The sequence below is a fragment of the Arthrobacter sp. P4_F10 genome, assembly GCF_056401435.1.
This window is the reverse complement of the sequence record NZ_JBFUJJ010000007.1, coordinates 158,563-173,580: the sequence shown is the minus strand read 5'-3', so window position 1 is coordinate 173,580 and position 15,018 is coordinate 158,563. Positions and strand designations below refer to the sequence as shown.

The 15,018-nt window shown below is 68.5% G+C and carries 11 protein-coding genes, 1 tRNA gene and 1 pseudogene; 6 read left to right on the top strand and 7 right to left on the bottom strand.

The features are described 5' to 3' along the window. Nucleotides 1-3: 3 nt before the first annotated feature. Nucleotides 4-1,320 (bottom strand): M20/M25/M40 family metallo-hydrolase, encoded by a 1,317-nt coding sequence (locus AC1DR1_RS10690; protein WP_229994988.1) that lies wholly within the window; start codon nt 1,318-1,320, stop codon nt 4-6. Between the two features lie 165 nt (nt 1,321-1,485). On the opposite strand from AC1DR1_RS10690, the gene AC1DR1_RS10685 reads away from it, so the two are divergent. Beyond that, a tRNA-Leu gene (locus tag AC1DR1_RS10685) sits at nt 1,486-1,568 on the top strand. A 57-nt stretch (nt 1,569-1,625) separates the two neighbouring features. Here the strand turns inward: AC1DR1_RS10685 and AC1DR1_RS10680 are convergent. From AC1DR1_RS10680 to malQ, 4 genes are all read right to left on the bottom strand, one after another. After that, nucleotides 1,626-2,723: an AI-2E family transporter gene (locus AC1DR1_RS10680; RefSeq protein ID WP_476992558.1), complete on the bottom strand. Its 1,098-nt coding sequence runs from the start codon at nt 2,721-2,723 to the stop codon at nt 1,626-1,628. Nucleotides 2,724-2,759: 36 nt separating this feature from the next. Next, a complete protein-coding gene (locus tag AC1DR1_RS10675) occupies nt 2,760-4,280 on the bottom strand; it encodes a CYTH and CHAD domain-containing protein (protein WP_476966748.1) in 1,521 nt (506 codons plus the stop codon). 186 nt (nt 4,281-4,466) lie between these two features. Then, a complete protein-coding gene (locus AC1DR1_RS10670) occupies nt 4,467-5,237 on the bottom strand; it encodes an alkaline phosphatase family protein (RefSeq protein ID WP_476966747.1) in 771 nt (256 codons plus the stop codon). 348 nt (nt 5,238-5,585) lie between these two features. Beyond that, nucleotides 5,586-7,805, bottom strand: coding sequence for a 4-alpha-glucanotransferase (gene malQ, locus AC1DR1_RS10665; RefSeq protein WP_476966746.1), 2,220 nt, complete (start codon nt 7,803-7,805; stop codon nt 5,586-5,588). A gap of 201 nt (nt 7,806-8,006) precedes the next feature. Between malQ and AC1DR1_RS10660 the strand changes: the two genes are divergently transcribed. The 5 genes and pseudogenes from AC1DR1_RS10660 (at nt 8,007) to AC1DR1_RS10640 (ending at nt 12,660) form a co-directional block, all read left to right on the top strand. Beyond that, complete coding sequence (locus tag AC1DR1_RS10660; protein WP_229992582.1) at nt 8,007-8,360, top strand: TraR/DksA family transcriptional regulator; 354 nt, start codon at nt 8,007-8,009, stop codon at nt 8,358-8,360. Beyond that, nucleotides 8,357-9,121: a M50 family metallopeptidase gene (locus AC1DR1_RS10655; protein ID WP_229992583.1), complete on the top strand. Its 765-nt coding sequence runs from the start codon at nt 8,357-8,359 to the stop codon at nt 9,119-9,121. The genes AC1DR1_RS10660 and AC1DR1_RS10655 overlap by 4 nt, the downstream gene beginning before the upstream one ends. Nucleotides 9,122-9,169: 48 nt before the next feature. Beyond that, nucleotides 9,170-10,237 (top strand): glutathione S-transferase family protein, encoded by a 1,068-nt coding sequence (locus tag AC1DR1_RS10650; RefSeq protein ID WP_229992584.1) that lies wholly within the window; start codon nt 9,170-9,172, stop codon nt 10,235-10,237. 65 nt (nt 10,238-10,302) lie between these two features. Next, nucleotides 10,303-11,427 (top strand): annotated as a pseudogene (locus tag AC1DR1_RS10645) (serine hydrolase domain-containing protein). Nucleotides 11,428-11,598: 171 nt separating this feature from the next. Next, nucleotides 11,599-12,660 carry an FUSC family protein gene (locus AC1DR1_RS10640; RefSeq protein ID WP_229992647.1) on the top strand — a complete coding sequence of 354 codons (1,062 nt, stop codon included), beginning with the start codon at nt 11,599-11,601 and terminating at the stop codon, nt 12,658-12,660. A gap of 99 nt (nt 12,661-12,759) precedes the next feature. Here AC1DR1_RS10640 and AC1DR1_RS10635 read toward each other — a convergent pair whose 3' ends face one another. Both AC1DR1_RS10635 and AC1DR1_RS10630 read right to left on the bottom strand, forming a co-directional pair. Continuing rightward, the gene (locus AC1DR1_RS10635; RefSeq protein WP_229992585.1) at nt 12,760-13,674 is read right to left on the bottom strand and encodes a MaoC family dehydratase; all 915 of its coding nucleotides are present in this window, start codon (nt 13,672-13,674) and stop codon (nt 12,760-12,762) included. Next, nucleotides 13,671-15,011 carry a 3-oxoacyl-ACP reductase gene (locus AC1DR1_RS10630; RefSeq protein ID WP_229992586.1) on the bottom strand — a complete coding sequence of 447 codons (1,341 nt, stop codon included), beginning with the start codon at nt 15,009-15,011 and terminating at the stop codon, nt 13,671-13,673. Before AC1DR1_RS10630 ends, AC1DR1_RS10635 begins: the two co-directional genes overlap by 4 nt. Nucleotides 15,012-15,018: the final 7 nt, after the last annotated feature.

Sequence of the window (15,018 nt, the reverse complement as noted above, 5' to 3'; positions counted from 1 at the left end):
CGCTCAGTAGTTGGTGAGCAGGGTGTCGAGCACCCGCGCCCCAAATTTCAAGGAATCCGCCGGGACGCGTTCGTCGACGCCGTGGAACATGCCAGTGAAGTCGAGTTCGTCCGGGAGCATCAACGGGGCGAAGCCATAGCCGGTGATGCCCAGCCGGCTCAGGGACTTGTTGTCGGTCCCGCCGGACAGCGTGTACGGCAACACCTTGGCGCCCGGATCCTCGGAATGCAGGGCATCGATCATCGAATCGACGAGGTTGCCGGCGAACGGCACCTCCAGCGAGACGTCGTTGTGCACGTAGCTGATGTCCACGCCGGTGCCGGCAAGCTCCCGCACGATCTCCAGGACCTGCTGCTCCTGCCCGGGCAGGGTCCGGCAGTCGATGAGGGCCTCGGCCGACTCCGGAATGACGTTGTGCTTGTAGCCGCCCTTGAGCAGGGTGGGATTGGTGGTGTTCTGCAGTGTGGCGCCGACAAAGCGGGCCACCGTGCCGAGTTCCTTGAGGATCTTGTCCGGATCGTCCGGATCGAATTCGACGCCGGTGAGTTCGGTGACTCCGTCGAGGAACTGCCGGGTGGTCGGTGTGAGCTCGATCGGCCAGTTGTACGCACCAATCCGGGAGACCGCACCGGCAAGCCGGGTCACGGCGTTGTCGGTGTTGATCTGCGAGCCGTGGCCTGCGCGGCCATGGGCAACAAGGCGCAGCCAGGAGAGGCCCTTTTCCGCCGTCTGGAGCAGATAGGTGCGCTGCCCGCCGATGGTGGCGGAAAAGCCGCCGACCTCGGAGATCGCTTCCGTGGCGCCCTCAAAGAGTTCGGGCCGCTTGTCGACGGCGTAGCGGGCGCCGTAGGTGCCGCCGGCTTCCTCGTCGGCGAAGAACGCGAAGATGAGGTCCCGCTTGGGTTTGCGGCCCGTGCGGGCGAAGTTGCGCAGCACAGACAGGATCATGGCGTCCATGTCCTTCATGTCCACGGCGCCGCGCCCCCAGATCAGGCCGTCTTTCAGTTCGGCGCCGAAGGGGTCAACGGACCACTGCTCGCGGAGGGCCGGGACGACGTCCAAGTGGCCGTGGACCACCAGGGCGCTGGCCGAGGAGTCCTCCCCTGCCAGCCGGGTCACCACGCTGGCGCGGCCGGGGGCGGCCTCGAAAATTTCGGCCTCCAGCCCGACTTCCGCCATGAGCCCGGCGGTGTATTCGGCGGCCGCGCGTTCACCGGGGCCGGAGCCGTCACCGTAGTTGGATGTGTCGATGCGGATCAGCTCTTGGCAGATCCTGACGACCTCGTCCTCGGGCCTGGGTTCGGTCCGGTTGTCAGTCATTGCGGCTCCTCGTGGCGGGTGGCTCAATTGCTGGCTTCAGCCTACCCACACGCCCCCGCAAAGCCCCGATTATTTGTTTCCGGAAAAGTCGTGCTAGAGTCTTTCTCGCTGCTTCCGAGAAAAGCAAAACGCTGAAAGGCGAAAACGTTCCCGGAATTACCACCTGCGCGGGTGGCGGAATGGCAGACGCGCTAGCTTGAGGTGCTAGTCCTCGAAAGGGGGTGGGGGTTCAAGTCCCCCTCCGCGCACAACAGGAAACACCCTGGAATCCAAGGATTCCAGGGTGTTTTTTTGTGTCTGCTTTGTTATTGCGGCTCTGCCTCACCCGGCTGCTCAGGCTCGGGCAGCGGATCGCGGCCGGACCACGTCTTGAGGACGGTCCAGGCCACGGCGGTGATCGGCACGGCCAGCAGCGCTCCAACGATGCCTGCGAGCAGGGTGCCGGCAGCCAGGGCGAGCAGAATGGCCAGCCCGTGGATTCTGAGCACTTTGCCCATCAGGACCGGCTGCAGGAAGTGGTGTTCAAGCTGGTTCACGCCGATGACGACGGCGAGGACGATGAGCGCCTGAACGGGGCCTTTGGAGATCAGGGCGACGGCGATGGCGAGGGTACCTGCAACGGTGGCCCCGATGATCGGGATGAATCCGCCCATGAAGATGAATACGCCCAGCGGAAGGGCCAGGGGAACTCCCAGGATGACGAGGGTGATCCCGACGACAAGACCGTCGATTGCGGCGACGATTGCGGTGCCGCGGACGTAACCGCCCAGGACGACGGTGCTGCGGTCTGCGGCCAGGCGTGCCTTGGCGCGGTGGTCAGCGGGAAGGAAGCCGATGAGAAAGGTCCGGATCTCAGGCCCGTCCTYGAGGAAGAAGAACAGCGTCACGACCATCAAGATGGCGCCGGCGAAGATTTCCCCCACGGTGCGTGCCCCGATGAGGGCTTCTGCACCGAAGGTGCTGGAGGTGAAGAACTCCCGCACCGAGTCGATGGCGGCGGTGATCTGTATGTCGCTGATTGGGACAGGTCCGGTGGTGAGGAAGGAGTGCAGTTGGGCAACCCCGGCGGCGGCGTGGGCTGAGAGCTCTGCCCACTGGCGGGAGACCAGGATCACGATGCCGGTGATGATGCCGCCGACGACAGCGAGGATGGCCACGAATGAGGCTACGACGGCGAGGGCCCGCGGCCAGGAGCGCTCCGTGAGCCAGCGGACCAGCGGCGAGATGGCGGCGGCCAGGATGACGGCAATCAGGACCGGGATGATGACGAGTGGAACACGGGTCGCGGTCCAGATGATCGCCCATGCGAGGGCGGCCACCGTGAGGGCCTGGACGGATCGGATGCTGGCCCGGCCGAGTCCGTCCGACCATATGGCCGCAATACCGGTGTGGGGTTCGGTCATCGGGCTCTCTCTTTCGCAGCGCTGAATTTATCGCGGCTACTTCCAGTTCAAGGGTTTCGGTCTGGACTGTTGCCACATATCGTAAAACCGTGCGCGGGCCTGATCCCCGCGTAGCTGTTCCAAGGCATGTAAGCGCCCGTAGCTGAATCCGTTGCCTCCGTTGGCCGCGGACTCTGCCGCGAGTGTGAGCAGGGTTTGTCGGGTGACCACGCTGTCCTGGAAGTCTCCGAGTATTTCCTGGATGCCCTCCGCGGCCCGGGCAAGGGCAGTTGCTTGTTTGCCGAAAATCGGGGAGGCGGCTTCAGCGGCATAGCGGAGCCGCTTGGCGCTCTTTCGAACTTCGTGCAGTGCAACATCCTGCGGCCCCCGTCCGGTGGCGCTGTCTACGGCGCGGACCGCTGCGTTCAGGCGCTTTCGTTCCCCTGAGACGAGCCGTCCAACCGTCCGCAGCGCTTCGTTTTCTGCTGAGGCGCTGAGTGGAGGTGCTGCAAGGAAGGCATCGAGGGAATCGAGGAGACGGAAGTAGCGGTCGCTGTCCAGCGCCGCCAAGCCTGCGGCACGGCCCTGCTGCTGGATGGTGCCGAGGTGCTCTTCGACTTGCTGCGCAACCGGACCGATCAACAGCTCCCGTGGTTCGGCGTCGAGCATGTCCTTCAGCCTGGCGCGGATGACCTCGGTGTCCCGGGCCTGGCCCACGGTGCCGGCGAGCCACTGGAGTTCGGCCCGCAGGAACTTGGCGGTCGTCCCATCTGTGAGCTTCCGGAAGGTCGCCAATGCTGACCGTAACCGGCGCGCGGACACCCGAAGTTGATGCACGGCATCGGGCGCATCGACTCTGACTCCCGGGTCATGGAACTTCAGGGCGCCTGCCTGTTGGAACATGTAGGACAGCGCGACGTCCGAGGCCGGCCCGTGCCGGCTCGGCTTTGGGGCGGCTTCGGGATCCCCCGGATAGGTGGATCCGAGAGCCCTGGCCAGCTTGGACGGCAGGGAGGAGACGGGGACTCCCTCAGCTGCGAGCAGTGCGTCGGCGTCCTGGAGCAGCTGCCGGGGACCGTCGGCGAGTTCAATCTCCCACTCCCGCCACCGAGACGGTGCTGCCGGGGCTAACAGGGATTGCGCCTCGACGTGGTCGTCGCTGAACTGGGCCAGGACGGCGCCGTCGGCGGCGTACAAGGGGGTCGAACTCCGGTTCGTCTTGACGCGTGCCACGGGCACCAGCATCTGGCTGCGGGTGTGAACAAGCACTAACTGGCGCAAAAGCTCCGGCACGGCATCCTGGTCGCCTCCAAGCGGCTCCCCTATCTCCCGCCGCTCCCCCGCGGTGACTGGGAGTTTGAGGTGCCAGCCGGCATCCGGACCGCCGGACCGGCGGCGCAGGGTGATCCGCCGTGCGGCCAGCGCCAGTGCCTCAGTATCAAAGTAGACGGCGTCCAGCTGCTCTGTAACGGGTTGCCCGACGCGAGCCACCCCTTGGATTGCTCCCAGTTGCGGGAGGGCGTCGGATTCCGAAGGGCTGTACTTGTGTTCCACCTCAATGACTTCGGAACCGGCCATACTCCATTCTAGGAACCGGCATGCCCGCCCGCCCGTGCCCTAAGCCCTCTTTCAGGGGAACCCGGCACCGCGGCTGCGCCTGCCAGGGGCACGTGGCGAAGCTCCGGTCAAATAGCGGTTGACCGGAGCTTCGGGACCATTATGGGCAGTGATTCCTGTGTATTGGTCGGGAAAGGCCGCCCGCCGCTAGGGGTTGAGAAATTCGCTCATGAGGGGCGCATTGCGGACGTTGTCGGTCAGGGGCGTCAGCCCCCACACGTCCTCGATGGTGTGCAGCAACGAATAGTGCGAGTAGGCGGCATGGGAGGTGAAGCCCTTCCGCGCCGCCGGGCCGGCAAATACCGTGGCCACCCGGTTGTCGTCTTTGCTGCCCTCGTCCCACGTAAGCACCAGCAGGGAGTTCTGCGTCGTGAAGGCCGGTGACCCAAGAATCCGCGGCACCTCGCGGGAGAGCCAGTCGTCTCCGGTACTGATGGGACAGTCGTGGGTGTCGTTGCACATGTCTGGGCTGATGAAGGAGTAGTCCGGCAGGGCCGACGCCGACTGCAGGTCCTGTTCCAGCCGGCCATACGGCACAACATGGTCCGAGCACGAGGCCAAATCGTCCGTCACGGCGGGGTAGTACATGAACGGATTGTGCTTCACCGCATACCGCCGGGAGTCGTGCGCAACGCAGGGCGCGGGCATGCCCTCGGCGTACATTTTCCACGTCCGTCCGGATTGGGTGATCTCATCGGCGATGGAGCGCACATCGGCGGTGCAGGACTTCGGTTTGCAGTCGCTGGTGATCCCCGCGTTGGTCCCGCTCGTCAGGGCGAGGTAGTTGGGCAGGCTCGGATGCGTAATGGCCCGATAGTTGGCGGCCGTGGAGAATTCCGCCGCCAGCTTGTTGAAGTAGCCTGCCTCGCTGGCTCCCATGATCTGCGAGGCCGCCTTGTTTTCCTGGACGATGATCACAATGTGTTCGATTCCGCCGTTGCCCTGCCGCCCCGGCTCCGGGTGCGGCGCCGGCTGTGCGAAGTACGGGGACGGTGGAGGGGTCGCGGCGGGAGGCGTGTCCTGGCCCGGGGGCCGGGACGGGGATTCGGCAGGAGCCGACTCAGCAGGCGTGGATTGGGGCGGTGTGGATTGGAAGGGCGCAGGCGGGCCCGCTTGGAAGGGTTGCACCGGGGTGCACCCCGCCAACAGCATCGCCAGCGCCCAAACGCCCGCCAGACCCCCTCGGCCGATCCGCGTCATCGGACCATGCTAGCGGCCGGCATCGGCGCGGCCAATGCCGTCTGCGGGCAGGGTCTCAGGTCCGGCTCAGGTCCCGGAATCGAGGGCACTCCGGACGGTGCCCAGCAGGGACAGGAACCGCTCATTGCCCGGCAGGTCATCGATCAGGACCACGCCCTCGGGAGCGGCCAGCGGGATGCGCCAGTTCGGGTACTCGGTGCTGGTGCCCGGCTGGTTCTGGGTCCGGGTCTCCCCCACGGCGTCCACGAGCGCCACGCCCAGCAGCGAGGACGGGGCCAACGCCGTGTAGGCGTACAGCGCCTCCACCGTGGCCCGGACATCGGTGCCGCCGGTGTCCGTCAGCAGGCCGCGTGCCCGGACCTGGCCCAGCACTGCCTCTTGCTCGGCCGCGGCCTCGGCGCGTTCTTCATCAATGGGGCGCCGCAACAGCCCGAGCGATTCCCGCAAAGTGACATGTTCCCCGGCAAGGTAACCCGCCGTCGGGGGCAGATCGTGGGTGTTGACGCTGGTCAGGCATTGCCGGCGGTAGTGCTCCGGCGGGATCGGGCCGTCGGCGTCGTGTTCGAACCAGAGAATTGATGTGCCGAAGATCCCCCGTTCGGCCAGGTAGCCGCGGACCCACGGCTCGAACACGCCCAGGTCTTCGCCGATCACGATCGCCCCGGCCCGTTGCGCCTCGAGGGCCAGGATGCCGATGAGCGCCTCGTAGTCGTAATGCACGTACGTGCCGTGCTCCGGGCCGGCGCCCTCGGGGATCCACCACAACCGGAACAAGCCGAGGATATGGTCCACGCGGATGCCGCCGGCGTGCCGCAGCACGGTCCGGAGCATGTCCCGGTAGGCGGCATAGCCGGATTCGGCGAGCCGGCCCGGGTGCCACGGCGGCTGGGACCAGTTCTGGCCCAGCTGGTTGAACATGTCCGGAGGTGCGCCCACCGTAACGCCCCGGGCGAGAACGCCGGCCAGCGTCCAGGCGTCGGCACCGCCAGGCTTCACGCCAACGGCGAGGTCATGGACCACACCGATCCCCATCCCCGCCTGGCGTGCAGAACGCTGGGCCGCCTCGAGCTGCTGGTCGCAGAGCCACTGGAGCCAGCAGTGGAACTCGATCCGGGCGGCGAGCCTCTGCCGCTGCTCCACACAGTATGGCGAGGCCGGGGATGCCGCCGCCCCGGCCCATTCCGGCGCCGACTGCGGCAGCTGTTCGGCGAGCGCACACCACAGCGCAAAGTCCTCGAGCCCCTGCCCCTGCTCGGCACAGAAGTCCGCGAACTGCCGCGTGCGGGCCGGACCGCGGCGAACCGCAAACACGAGCTCCAGGGCCGTGAGCTTCGCCGTGTAGCTGGCGTTGCGGTCCAGGAGGTCCCGTGACCGGTTGGCCGCCTGCAAACCTTCGGCCAGGCGTGCCACCTCGGCCCGGCCTGCAGCGTCCAGGTAACCGTATTCCGGGATTTCCTCCACCCGCAGGTAGAGCGGGCTGAAAAAGCGCCGGGTGGCGGGCAGGTACGGGGAGTCCTCGACCGGCGGCACGGGTTCGGCGGCATGCAGCGGGTTGACCAGCACAAAGCCGGCCCCCTGCTCACCGGCAACCGCGGCGAGGTCGCTGAGGTCCGCGAAGTCGCCAATCCCCCAGGACCGGGAGGACCGCACGGAGTACAGCTGGGCCGTCAGCCCCCAGGTGCGGCGTTTCGCGAGCACGGCAGGGGCCCGGAGCTGGTCGGGCGTCACAACCAGCGGGCACTGCGCCAGGGTGCCTTCGGCGTCGGCTGTCAGGGTGTGCCAGCCCAGGCCGAGGCCGCCGGGAATGGCGAACGTGGCACGTCCTGTCAGGACGCCGTCGACGTCAACCGGCTGGTCCCAGTTCTCCCGCTGGACGGCGTCATGCCTGCTGCCGTCCTCGGCATCGATCCAGACGCGGACACCGCTGCCGTGCGGGACATGGACATCCACGGGGGTCTCCCGTCCCTCCCTCACCACAAGAACCGGCGGGAGGGTGCGCCGCCACGGTGCCAGCCGGGACTCGGCCAGGGAGCGCTGCTGCTCCTGGAGCCCGTCGGCGGGGACACCGAGGGCCGCCAGCACGTCCCGCAGCGTTCCGGCGGCCACGGAGTGCTCTACTCCGTCCCAGCCCCAGTAGCTCGTGTCCACGCCATGGGCCGCGGCGAGTTCGCGCAGCAGTGCGTCAGCCATGTCAGTGACCCCGGGGTTCCCGGGACTTCCAGGTGAACCTGCGTATTCCGGGTTTGCGGGGTTTTCGGTGGTCTCGGGATGCGTCTGGTCCGCCATGCGCCCACTCTAGACGCTGCCTCCGCGCCCCGCGCCCCCTCCGTGGATGTGCGATTCACCTACCAGTTCTTCGAGTCCCTCCACGGCGGCCGCAAACGCAGGACCGATGGACGGGTACCACCACGGACACTGCCCGCGGCGCGGAAAGGCCCTTCCGACCGTTTAGGCGCCGCCACAGCGCCCGCGCTAGCCTTGCACTCTATGGTTGACGTCGAACGGTTCCGGATCCTGCTGCACGAGGAACGTCACCGGAAGCTTGCCCTCCTGCCCGCTCTCCGCGAAGACATCACCTCGGTCAATGCCGCCCGCCGGGACTCCAATGTCGACGACGAGCACGATCCCGAGGGCACCACCATCGCCTTCGAGCTGTCCCAGGCATCCGCGCTCCTGGAACAGAGCCGGGCCTCCTTGGCGCAGATCGATGCCGCCCTTTCCCGGATGGAAGAGGGCACCTACGGGATCTGCGCAGTGTGCGGCGCCCCGATCCCCGAGGGCCGGCTGGAGGCCAGGCCCTGGACGGCGTACTGCATCGAGCATGCCTCGGGCAGGACATGACCCGCCACGGCCTCCCGGTGGAACCGAACCTGGCCCTGACGTGGTGGGAGCGGATCGTTGCCGGGTTCACCCACACCCCCAGCCCGCACGTGACCAGTACCGAGCTCGTGGCGGTGATCCTGCTGGCCGTCGCCGTGTCCCTGCCGCGCCAGACCTGGCGCTACTTTGGTCTGCTCGCCACCGTGACCCACGAACTCGGACACGCGTTCGCCGCCCTCACCTCCGGCCAGCGGCTCGGGGGCATCCGGCTGGGCCTGGACCACTCCGGCACCACCACGACTTACAGCCGGAGCCGGCTCTCCGCCGCCTGGTCGACCTTCTGGGGTTACCCCGTGCCCGCCGTCGTTGGTGCAGTGATGGTCTGGTGCGGATTCAACGGCTGGGGACCCGCCGCGATGTCGGTGGGCACGCTGATCCTCCTGGCGTCATTCCTGTTCCTGCGCAACGGCGTCGGCCTCCTCATCACTGCCGCCGCCGTGCTGGGCTCGGCGCTCCTGGTGCTGTTTGTGCCGCCGGCGTTCAACGCTCACGTGATGATCGTGCTGGGCCTGGCGCTCCTGGTCGCGGCCGTCAGGGATCTCGGCAAACTGGCGAACGTCCATCTGCGGCACCGCGACAGGCTCCCGACGTCGGACGCCTACCTGCTGGCCCGGGCCACCTCCGTCCCCGCCGCGGTATGGATTGCGCTCTTCGCCGCCGTGGTGGCCGGCGCCTGGTGGTTTGCCTGGCAGCCCATGGCGCCGGTGTTCACCGCCATGTAGTGCGCAACAGTGTTCGGACCGTTCAGTGCCCGGCCTTAGGCTGGGACCATGAGCCAGAGAACCCACACCGACGATCCGGGATTCAGCACCAAGGGCGCCTACGTGACCGGCGGCGAGGAATTCACCCGGGACACCAACTACATTGAGGACCGGATCACCCGGGACGGCGGCGCGGGCCGCAACGGCGAGCCCGGCTGGCCGGTGGAGCCTGGCCGCTACCGCCTCATCGCGGCGCGTGCCTGCCCGTGGGCCAACCGCACGGTGATCGTGCGCCGGCTGCTCGGGCTGGAAGAGGTCATCTCCCTCGGCCAGCCCGGTCCCACCCACGACGCCCGGTCCTGGACGTTCGACCTCGACCCGGATGGCAGGGACCCCGTCCTCGGGATTGAGCGCATCCAGGACGCGTACTTCCGCCGCTTCCCCGGCTACCCCCGAGGGATTACCGTCCCGGCGATCGTGGACGTGCCCAGCGGGCAGGTCGTCACCAACGACTTCGCCCAGATCACGCTCGACTTTTCCACGCAGTGGGCGCAGTATCACCGGGCCGGTGCGCCGGAGCTGTACCCGGAGCACCTGAGGGAAGAAATCGACGCCGTCAACAAGCGCGTCTTCACCGAAGTGAACAACGGGGTCTACCGGTGCGGCTTCGCCGGTTCCCAGGAGGCCTATAACGCCGCCTACGATCGGCTCTGGACGGCTCTCGACTGGCTCGAAGACCGCCTGGCCGGGCAACGCTACCTGGTGGGCGACACCATCACGGAGGCAGATGTCCGCCTGTTCACGACGCTGGCCCGCTTCGACGCCGTGTATCACGGCCACTTCAAGTGCAACCGGCAAAAGCTCAGCGAGATGCCGGTCCTGTGGGCCTACGCCCGCGACCTATTCCAGACGCCCGGGTTCGGTGACACCACCGACTTTGTGCAGATCAAGGAGCACTACTACATCGTCCATGAGGACATCAATCCCACCGGAGTGGTCCCGCGCGGACCTGAACTGGGCAACTGGCTCTCAGAACACGGCCGCGAAGCGCTGGGCGGCCGGCCGTTCGGCGACGGCACGGCTCCCGGACCGGTCCGCGCCGGTGAAGAGGTCGCCCCGGGACACGGCGCAGCCTGATGCCGGCAGCGGCCGGCGCGGAGCCGGGGTGGGGCACGGCAAGCGGAGCTGTGGAGACGGGAGCTGTGGACACATCAGCGCGGACCGTCTCGACCGGCCTTGCCACCCCCGAATTCGCGGAAGTTCGTGAGCTCTTCGACTCCTTCCTGTCCGATGACGCGGGCTACAGCGCGCAACTGTCCGTCTACCGCCGCGGCACCAAGGTGGTGGACCTTTACGGCGGCCCGGGCTTCGCGCCAGGGGACATCACTGGCACCTAATCCTGTTCCAAGGGAGTCGCCGCATTCGTGATCGCCCTCCTCGTCCAGGACGGCCGGCTCGACCTTGACCGGACCGTCGCGTCCTACTGGCCGGAGTTCGGCGTCCAGGGCAAGGACCGGCTCACCGTGCGGCAGGCCCTGTCCCATCAGGCGGGGCTGCCCGGCGTCGTCGGCGGTTTTCCGCTGGCGGAGTTCACCACGCCCGCCGCGGCACGGCGTCTCGCGGCCTCGGCGCCGCTGTGGCGCCCGGGCACGGCCTTCGGCTACCACGCACTGACCATGGGGATCCTGATGGAGGAGCTTTGCCGCCGTATCTCCGGGATGCCGCTCCAGGGGCTCTACGACGCACGCATCCGCCACCCGTGGGGCATTGACTTCTTCCTGGGCCTGCCTGAGGACCAGGAACCGCGATACCGCGAGGTACTCTACGATCCCGACCCGGCCCAGCCGTGGCTGGACCCGCTCAGCCTCGATGGCCTGGTCAGCAACGCGCCGGTCAGCACCATCATGGAGCTGCCCAACCATCGGTCAGTGCGCGCCTCGGGGATGAGCAGCGCCGGAGGTGTGGGGTCAGCCGACGGGCTGGCCAGGCTCTATGCCGCCGCCACAACGGGGGTGGACGGCAGCCCCGCGTTCCTGAACCCGGCCACCATCGATCTCATGGCCGCGGAGCAGGTCTGGGGACTGGACCGTTGCTCCGGCTCGGACAACGCCTTCGCCGTGGTGTTCATGAAACCCCAGCCGGGACGGAACTTCGGCAGCCATCTGGCGTTCGGACACGAGGGCGCCAACGCTGCCCTCGGCTTCGCGGATCCCGGCTACGGCCTCGGGTTCGGGTATGTGCCCCGCCGCAGCGAAGAGGGCAGGACCGGGGGCCGGGCCCAGCGGCTGTCCGCGGCGGTGCGGCGGGCCGCCCACGCCGCGTCCTGAGCGGGTCCGCATCGGTTCCTTCGGCGCCTCCCGGGGTTCGTCCAGTTGTCGCAGGAGCCTCCCGGCCCTAGGGTGAGCCGAATGGCCCTTCCAGAAAAGACTGTCGGCAGCCCGCCCTCCCCGCTGCGCCGATGGACCCGAACCGCGGGCAGCGCAGTCGCCGCGGCCGTGCTGTGGCCCCGGCTCCAGCTGGCCCTGAAGGCAGGGCTGGCCGCGGGCATCGCCTTCGCGATCGCCCCCTTCATGCCGGGCTCCGCCGCCGAGTATCCGTACTACGCCCCGCTCGGCGCCTTGGTGGCCATGTACGAGAACGTTGCCGGTTCCATGCGCCAGGGCGTACAGACGCTCGTCGGACTGGCGATCGGCGTCGGTCTTGCGTTCATGCTGTTCAGCCTCGGCGCGCCATCTCCGTGGACGGTCGCGGTGGTCATGGGCCTGGGCGTTATTCTTGCCGGCCTGCCCAAGATCGGTTCGGGCCGGGACTGGATCCCGACGGCGGCGCTTCTGGTGCTGTTGGTCGGCGGCCATAATCCGGACTCGTTCTCGTTCGGGTACCTCTTCCAGATGGGCGTCGGCGTCACGGTGGGCATCATCGTGAACCTGCTGGTCTTCCCGCCGCTGCACTTCCGGGCCGCGGCCCTGAGTATCGCGGAACTGCGCCAGGCGCTCGCCCAGCAGCTCTGGGACATGGGCAAGGCCCTCAAGGAAAGCTGGCCGCCGGAACATCAGGACTGGTCCCGCCGCTCGGAGGCGCTCGCAGCCCACGCCCGCTCCGTGCGCCTCGCCGTCGAGAAGGCCGATGCGAGCCGCCAGGCCAATCCCCGCCGCCACCTGCATCCGCGCGATATGGAGCTCGACTACCGGAACCTGCGGGACCTCGAGCGGCTGACCTTCCACGTCCAGGACGTGACCCAGGTGCTCTCGGACGTCATCTGGGACCATGACACCCCGTTCGTGGTCCCCGACGCCTACGCGGCGCCCCTCGGGGACGCCATGGCCTCCGTCGGGGACGTGCTGCGTGCCTTGGAGGAAGAACAGCCGGAACGCCAGGCCGAACTGGCCCGCTCCGCCGACGCGGCCATCAACGAGCTGACGGCCCGGCTTGCCGCCGAACAGCACAGCAGGGACGCCCCGAGCGCGGTGGAATCCATCCTCGTGAGCCTCCACCGCATGCTGCGCGTCGCCACGCCGGGCCGGCCGGAGGCAGAACCGGCCAACACGCCTGCAAGCTAGGCAAACGCGCGGCGTCCGCCCGCTGGGCAGGCCCGACGGAACGGACGGCGGCGGCGGGGGCTGGGTTGTCCCGGCCCGGGAGATTCGTCCCGGGCCCGGCTACGGCAGCGCCGCGACAGAACCGCTGAAGTGCCGGCGCCCGGACAGCGGGTTCCACGCCACATAGTCGGAGCGCTGCCATGGGCCCCCGTCGGCCTGCACCGTGCTGATGTCCAGCGCCACGCGGGCCGGCAGGAACACGGGCGCTTCGAAGGCGACGTCCCAGCGGAACGAGTCCCCCCTGACGGCGCCGACGTCGGCCAGCGCCCGGGACGCCAGGTACATGCCGTGGGCAAGGGACCGCCGCTGACCGAGAGCCTTGGCAGTCAGGACGCTCAGGTGGATGGGGTTGAAGTCGCCGGACACAGCCGCGTAGGCCCGCCCGGTGTCAACGCCCAGCTGCCACAGGGCCGTGGGGTCCGGCACCGAGAACGGCGGCAGCGTCAACGGCACCGAGGTCTTGTCGATCCCGGGCAGGAACACCCCTTTGGCCAGGTAGGTCGAGACCCCGCGCCAGCGGACGGCGTCCTGGCCGGCGGCACGGACCTCTGCCACGACATCGAGCTGCGTGCCTGCCCGGTGTCCGCGCAGGTCCTGCACCCGGGCCCGGATATCCAGGGCCTGGGTGAACAGGACCGGCGCGGACTGCACCACCGTGTTGCTGAGGTGGATCATGCCCAGCAGGGGCAGCGGAAAATCGTCCCGGTTCAGCACGCTCATGGCCAGCGGAAACGCCAGGGCATGGATAAAGCCGGCCGGCAGGACATCGCTCGCGCTCTCGCCGATCAGGTGCTGGTAGGCCGTCAGGTTGGCGACGTCGGCCTTCACGCCGCGCACCTCGTGGGTGTAGGCCGGCAGCTCGGTGCCGCCGTGGGTGCCCAGAACCCGTCGCCGCGCCGCCGCGGCCGCCGCGTTGACGTAGAGCTTGGACAGGGCCGGCATCTCGCCGAGGATGACGGTCTGGGAACCGCTCATGCGCCCACCAGGTTCTGCCCGCAGACGCGCAGCACCTCGCCGGAAATCCCGCCGGCAGCGTCGCTGGCCAGGAACGCGATGGCCTCGGCGACGTCGCCGGGCTGGCCGCCCTGCTGCAGGGAGTTGAGCCGCCGTGCCACTTCGCGGGTCGCGAAGGGGATCCGGGCGGTCATCTCGGTTTCGATGAACCCCGGAGCGACGGCGTTGATGGACCCGCCGCGCCCGCCGATCAGCGGCGCCGTGGCACGGACCATGCCGATCACGCCGGCCTTGGACGCGGCATAGTTGGTCTGGCCGCGGTTTCCGGCGATGCCGCTGGTGGAGGCCACGGACACAATCCTGGGCGAGCCGCGGAAATGCTCCGAGGCCAGGAGCGCCTCATTGATCCGCAGTTGAGCGGCGATGTTGACGGCGATCACGGAGTTCCAGCGGCCCGCGTCCATGTTGGCCAGGAGCTTGTCACGGGTGATCCCGGCATTGTGGATGACGATGTCCAGCCGGCCGTGCCGTGCCGCGGCGTGGTCGATGATCCGTTGGCCGGCGTCGTCGCGGCTGATGTCCAGCTGCAGGGCCGTCCCGTGGACCTCGTTGGCCACCTCAGCAAGATGGTCCCCGGCCGCCGGGATGTCGACGAGGATGACCGTGGCGCCGTCGCGGTACAGGGTGCGGGCGATCGCGGCCCCGATTCCCCGGGCGGCGCCGGTCACCACGGCCACCTTGCCGGCCAGCGGCTTCCCGACGTCCCCGGGCAGCTGCCCGGCGTCGGAGCTGACGGTCAGGAACTGCCCGTCCACAAACGCCGAGCGGCCCGACAGGAAGAACCTCAACGCCCCCAGCGTCGCGGGGCTCGTAGGCCGTGCGCCGTCCCCGAGCAGGATGCCGTTGCCGGTGGCGCCGGCCCGGAGTTCCTTCGCCAAAGACCGCAGGAGACCGTCCACGCCCTGCCGGGCCGCTGCCGTTGCCGGCCCCGGCGCGGAGTCTGCCGTGCGGGACACGGTGATGAGGCGGGCGTTCGGGGCAAGATCGCGCAGCGAGGCGGCCGTGGTGAGGACGGGTTTTTCGAGGTCGCCGGGGTGGGCCAGTTCGTCCAGTACCAGGATGATGGCGCCGAGCTTTTCCTTGGGTATCGCGTGACGGCGGACATCGAGGTTCCAGGACAGGAGTGTGGCGGCGAGCTCGTCCGCGCCGCCGGTTGATCCCTGGACCAGTAAGGGCCCTTCGATGAGGGGGCGGCCGGGCTGGTACCGCCGGAGGGCCACCGGCTGCGGGAGGCCGAGCCGCTTGGCGATGTCCTTGCCGAGTCCGTGGCTGACGAACTGGGTGTATTTGTCGCTCATCCGATTC

Excerpts from the sequence above, each read along its gene's own strand:
- AC1DR1_RS10690 (WP_229994988.1), bottom strand. The coding sequence starts at position 1,320 with ATGACTGACAACCGGACCGAACCCAGGCCCGAGGACGAGGTCGTCAGG.
- AC1DR1_RS10655 (WP_229992583.1), top strand. The coding sequence starts at position 8,357 with ATGACCCGCCACGGCCTCCCGGTGGAACCGAACCTGGCCCTGACGTGG.
- AC1DR1_RS10635 (WP_229992585.1), bottom strand. The coding sequence starts at position 13,674 with ATGAGCGGTTCCCAGACCGTCATCCTCGGCGAGATGCCGGCCCTGTCC.
- malQ (WP_476966746.1), bottom strand. The coding sequence starts at position 7,805 with ATGGCGGACCAGACGCATCCCGAGACCACCGAAAACCCCGCAAACCCG.
- AC1DR1_RS10630 (WP_229992586.1), bottom strand. The coding sequence starts at position 15,011 with ATGAGCGACAAATACACCCAGTTCGTCAGCCACGGACTCGGCAAGGAC.
- AC1DR1_RS10650 (WP_229992584.1), top strand. The coding sequence starts at position 9,170 with ATGAGCCAGAGAACCCACACCGACGATCCGGGATTCAGCACCAAGGGC.
- AC1DR1_RS10660 (WP_229992582.1), top strand. The coding sequence starts at position 8,007 with ATGGTTGACGTCGAACGGTTCCGGATCCTGCTGCACGAGGAACGTCAC.
- AC1DR1_RS10675 (WP_476966748.1), bottom strand. The coding sequence starts at position 4,280 with ATGGCCGGTTCCGAAGTCATTGAGGTGGAACACAAGTACAGCCCTTCG.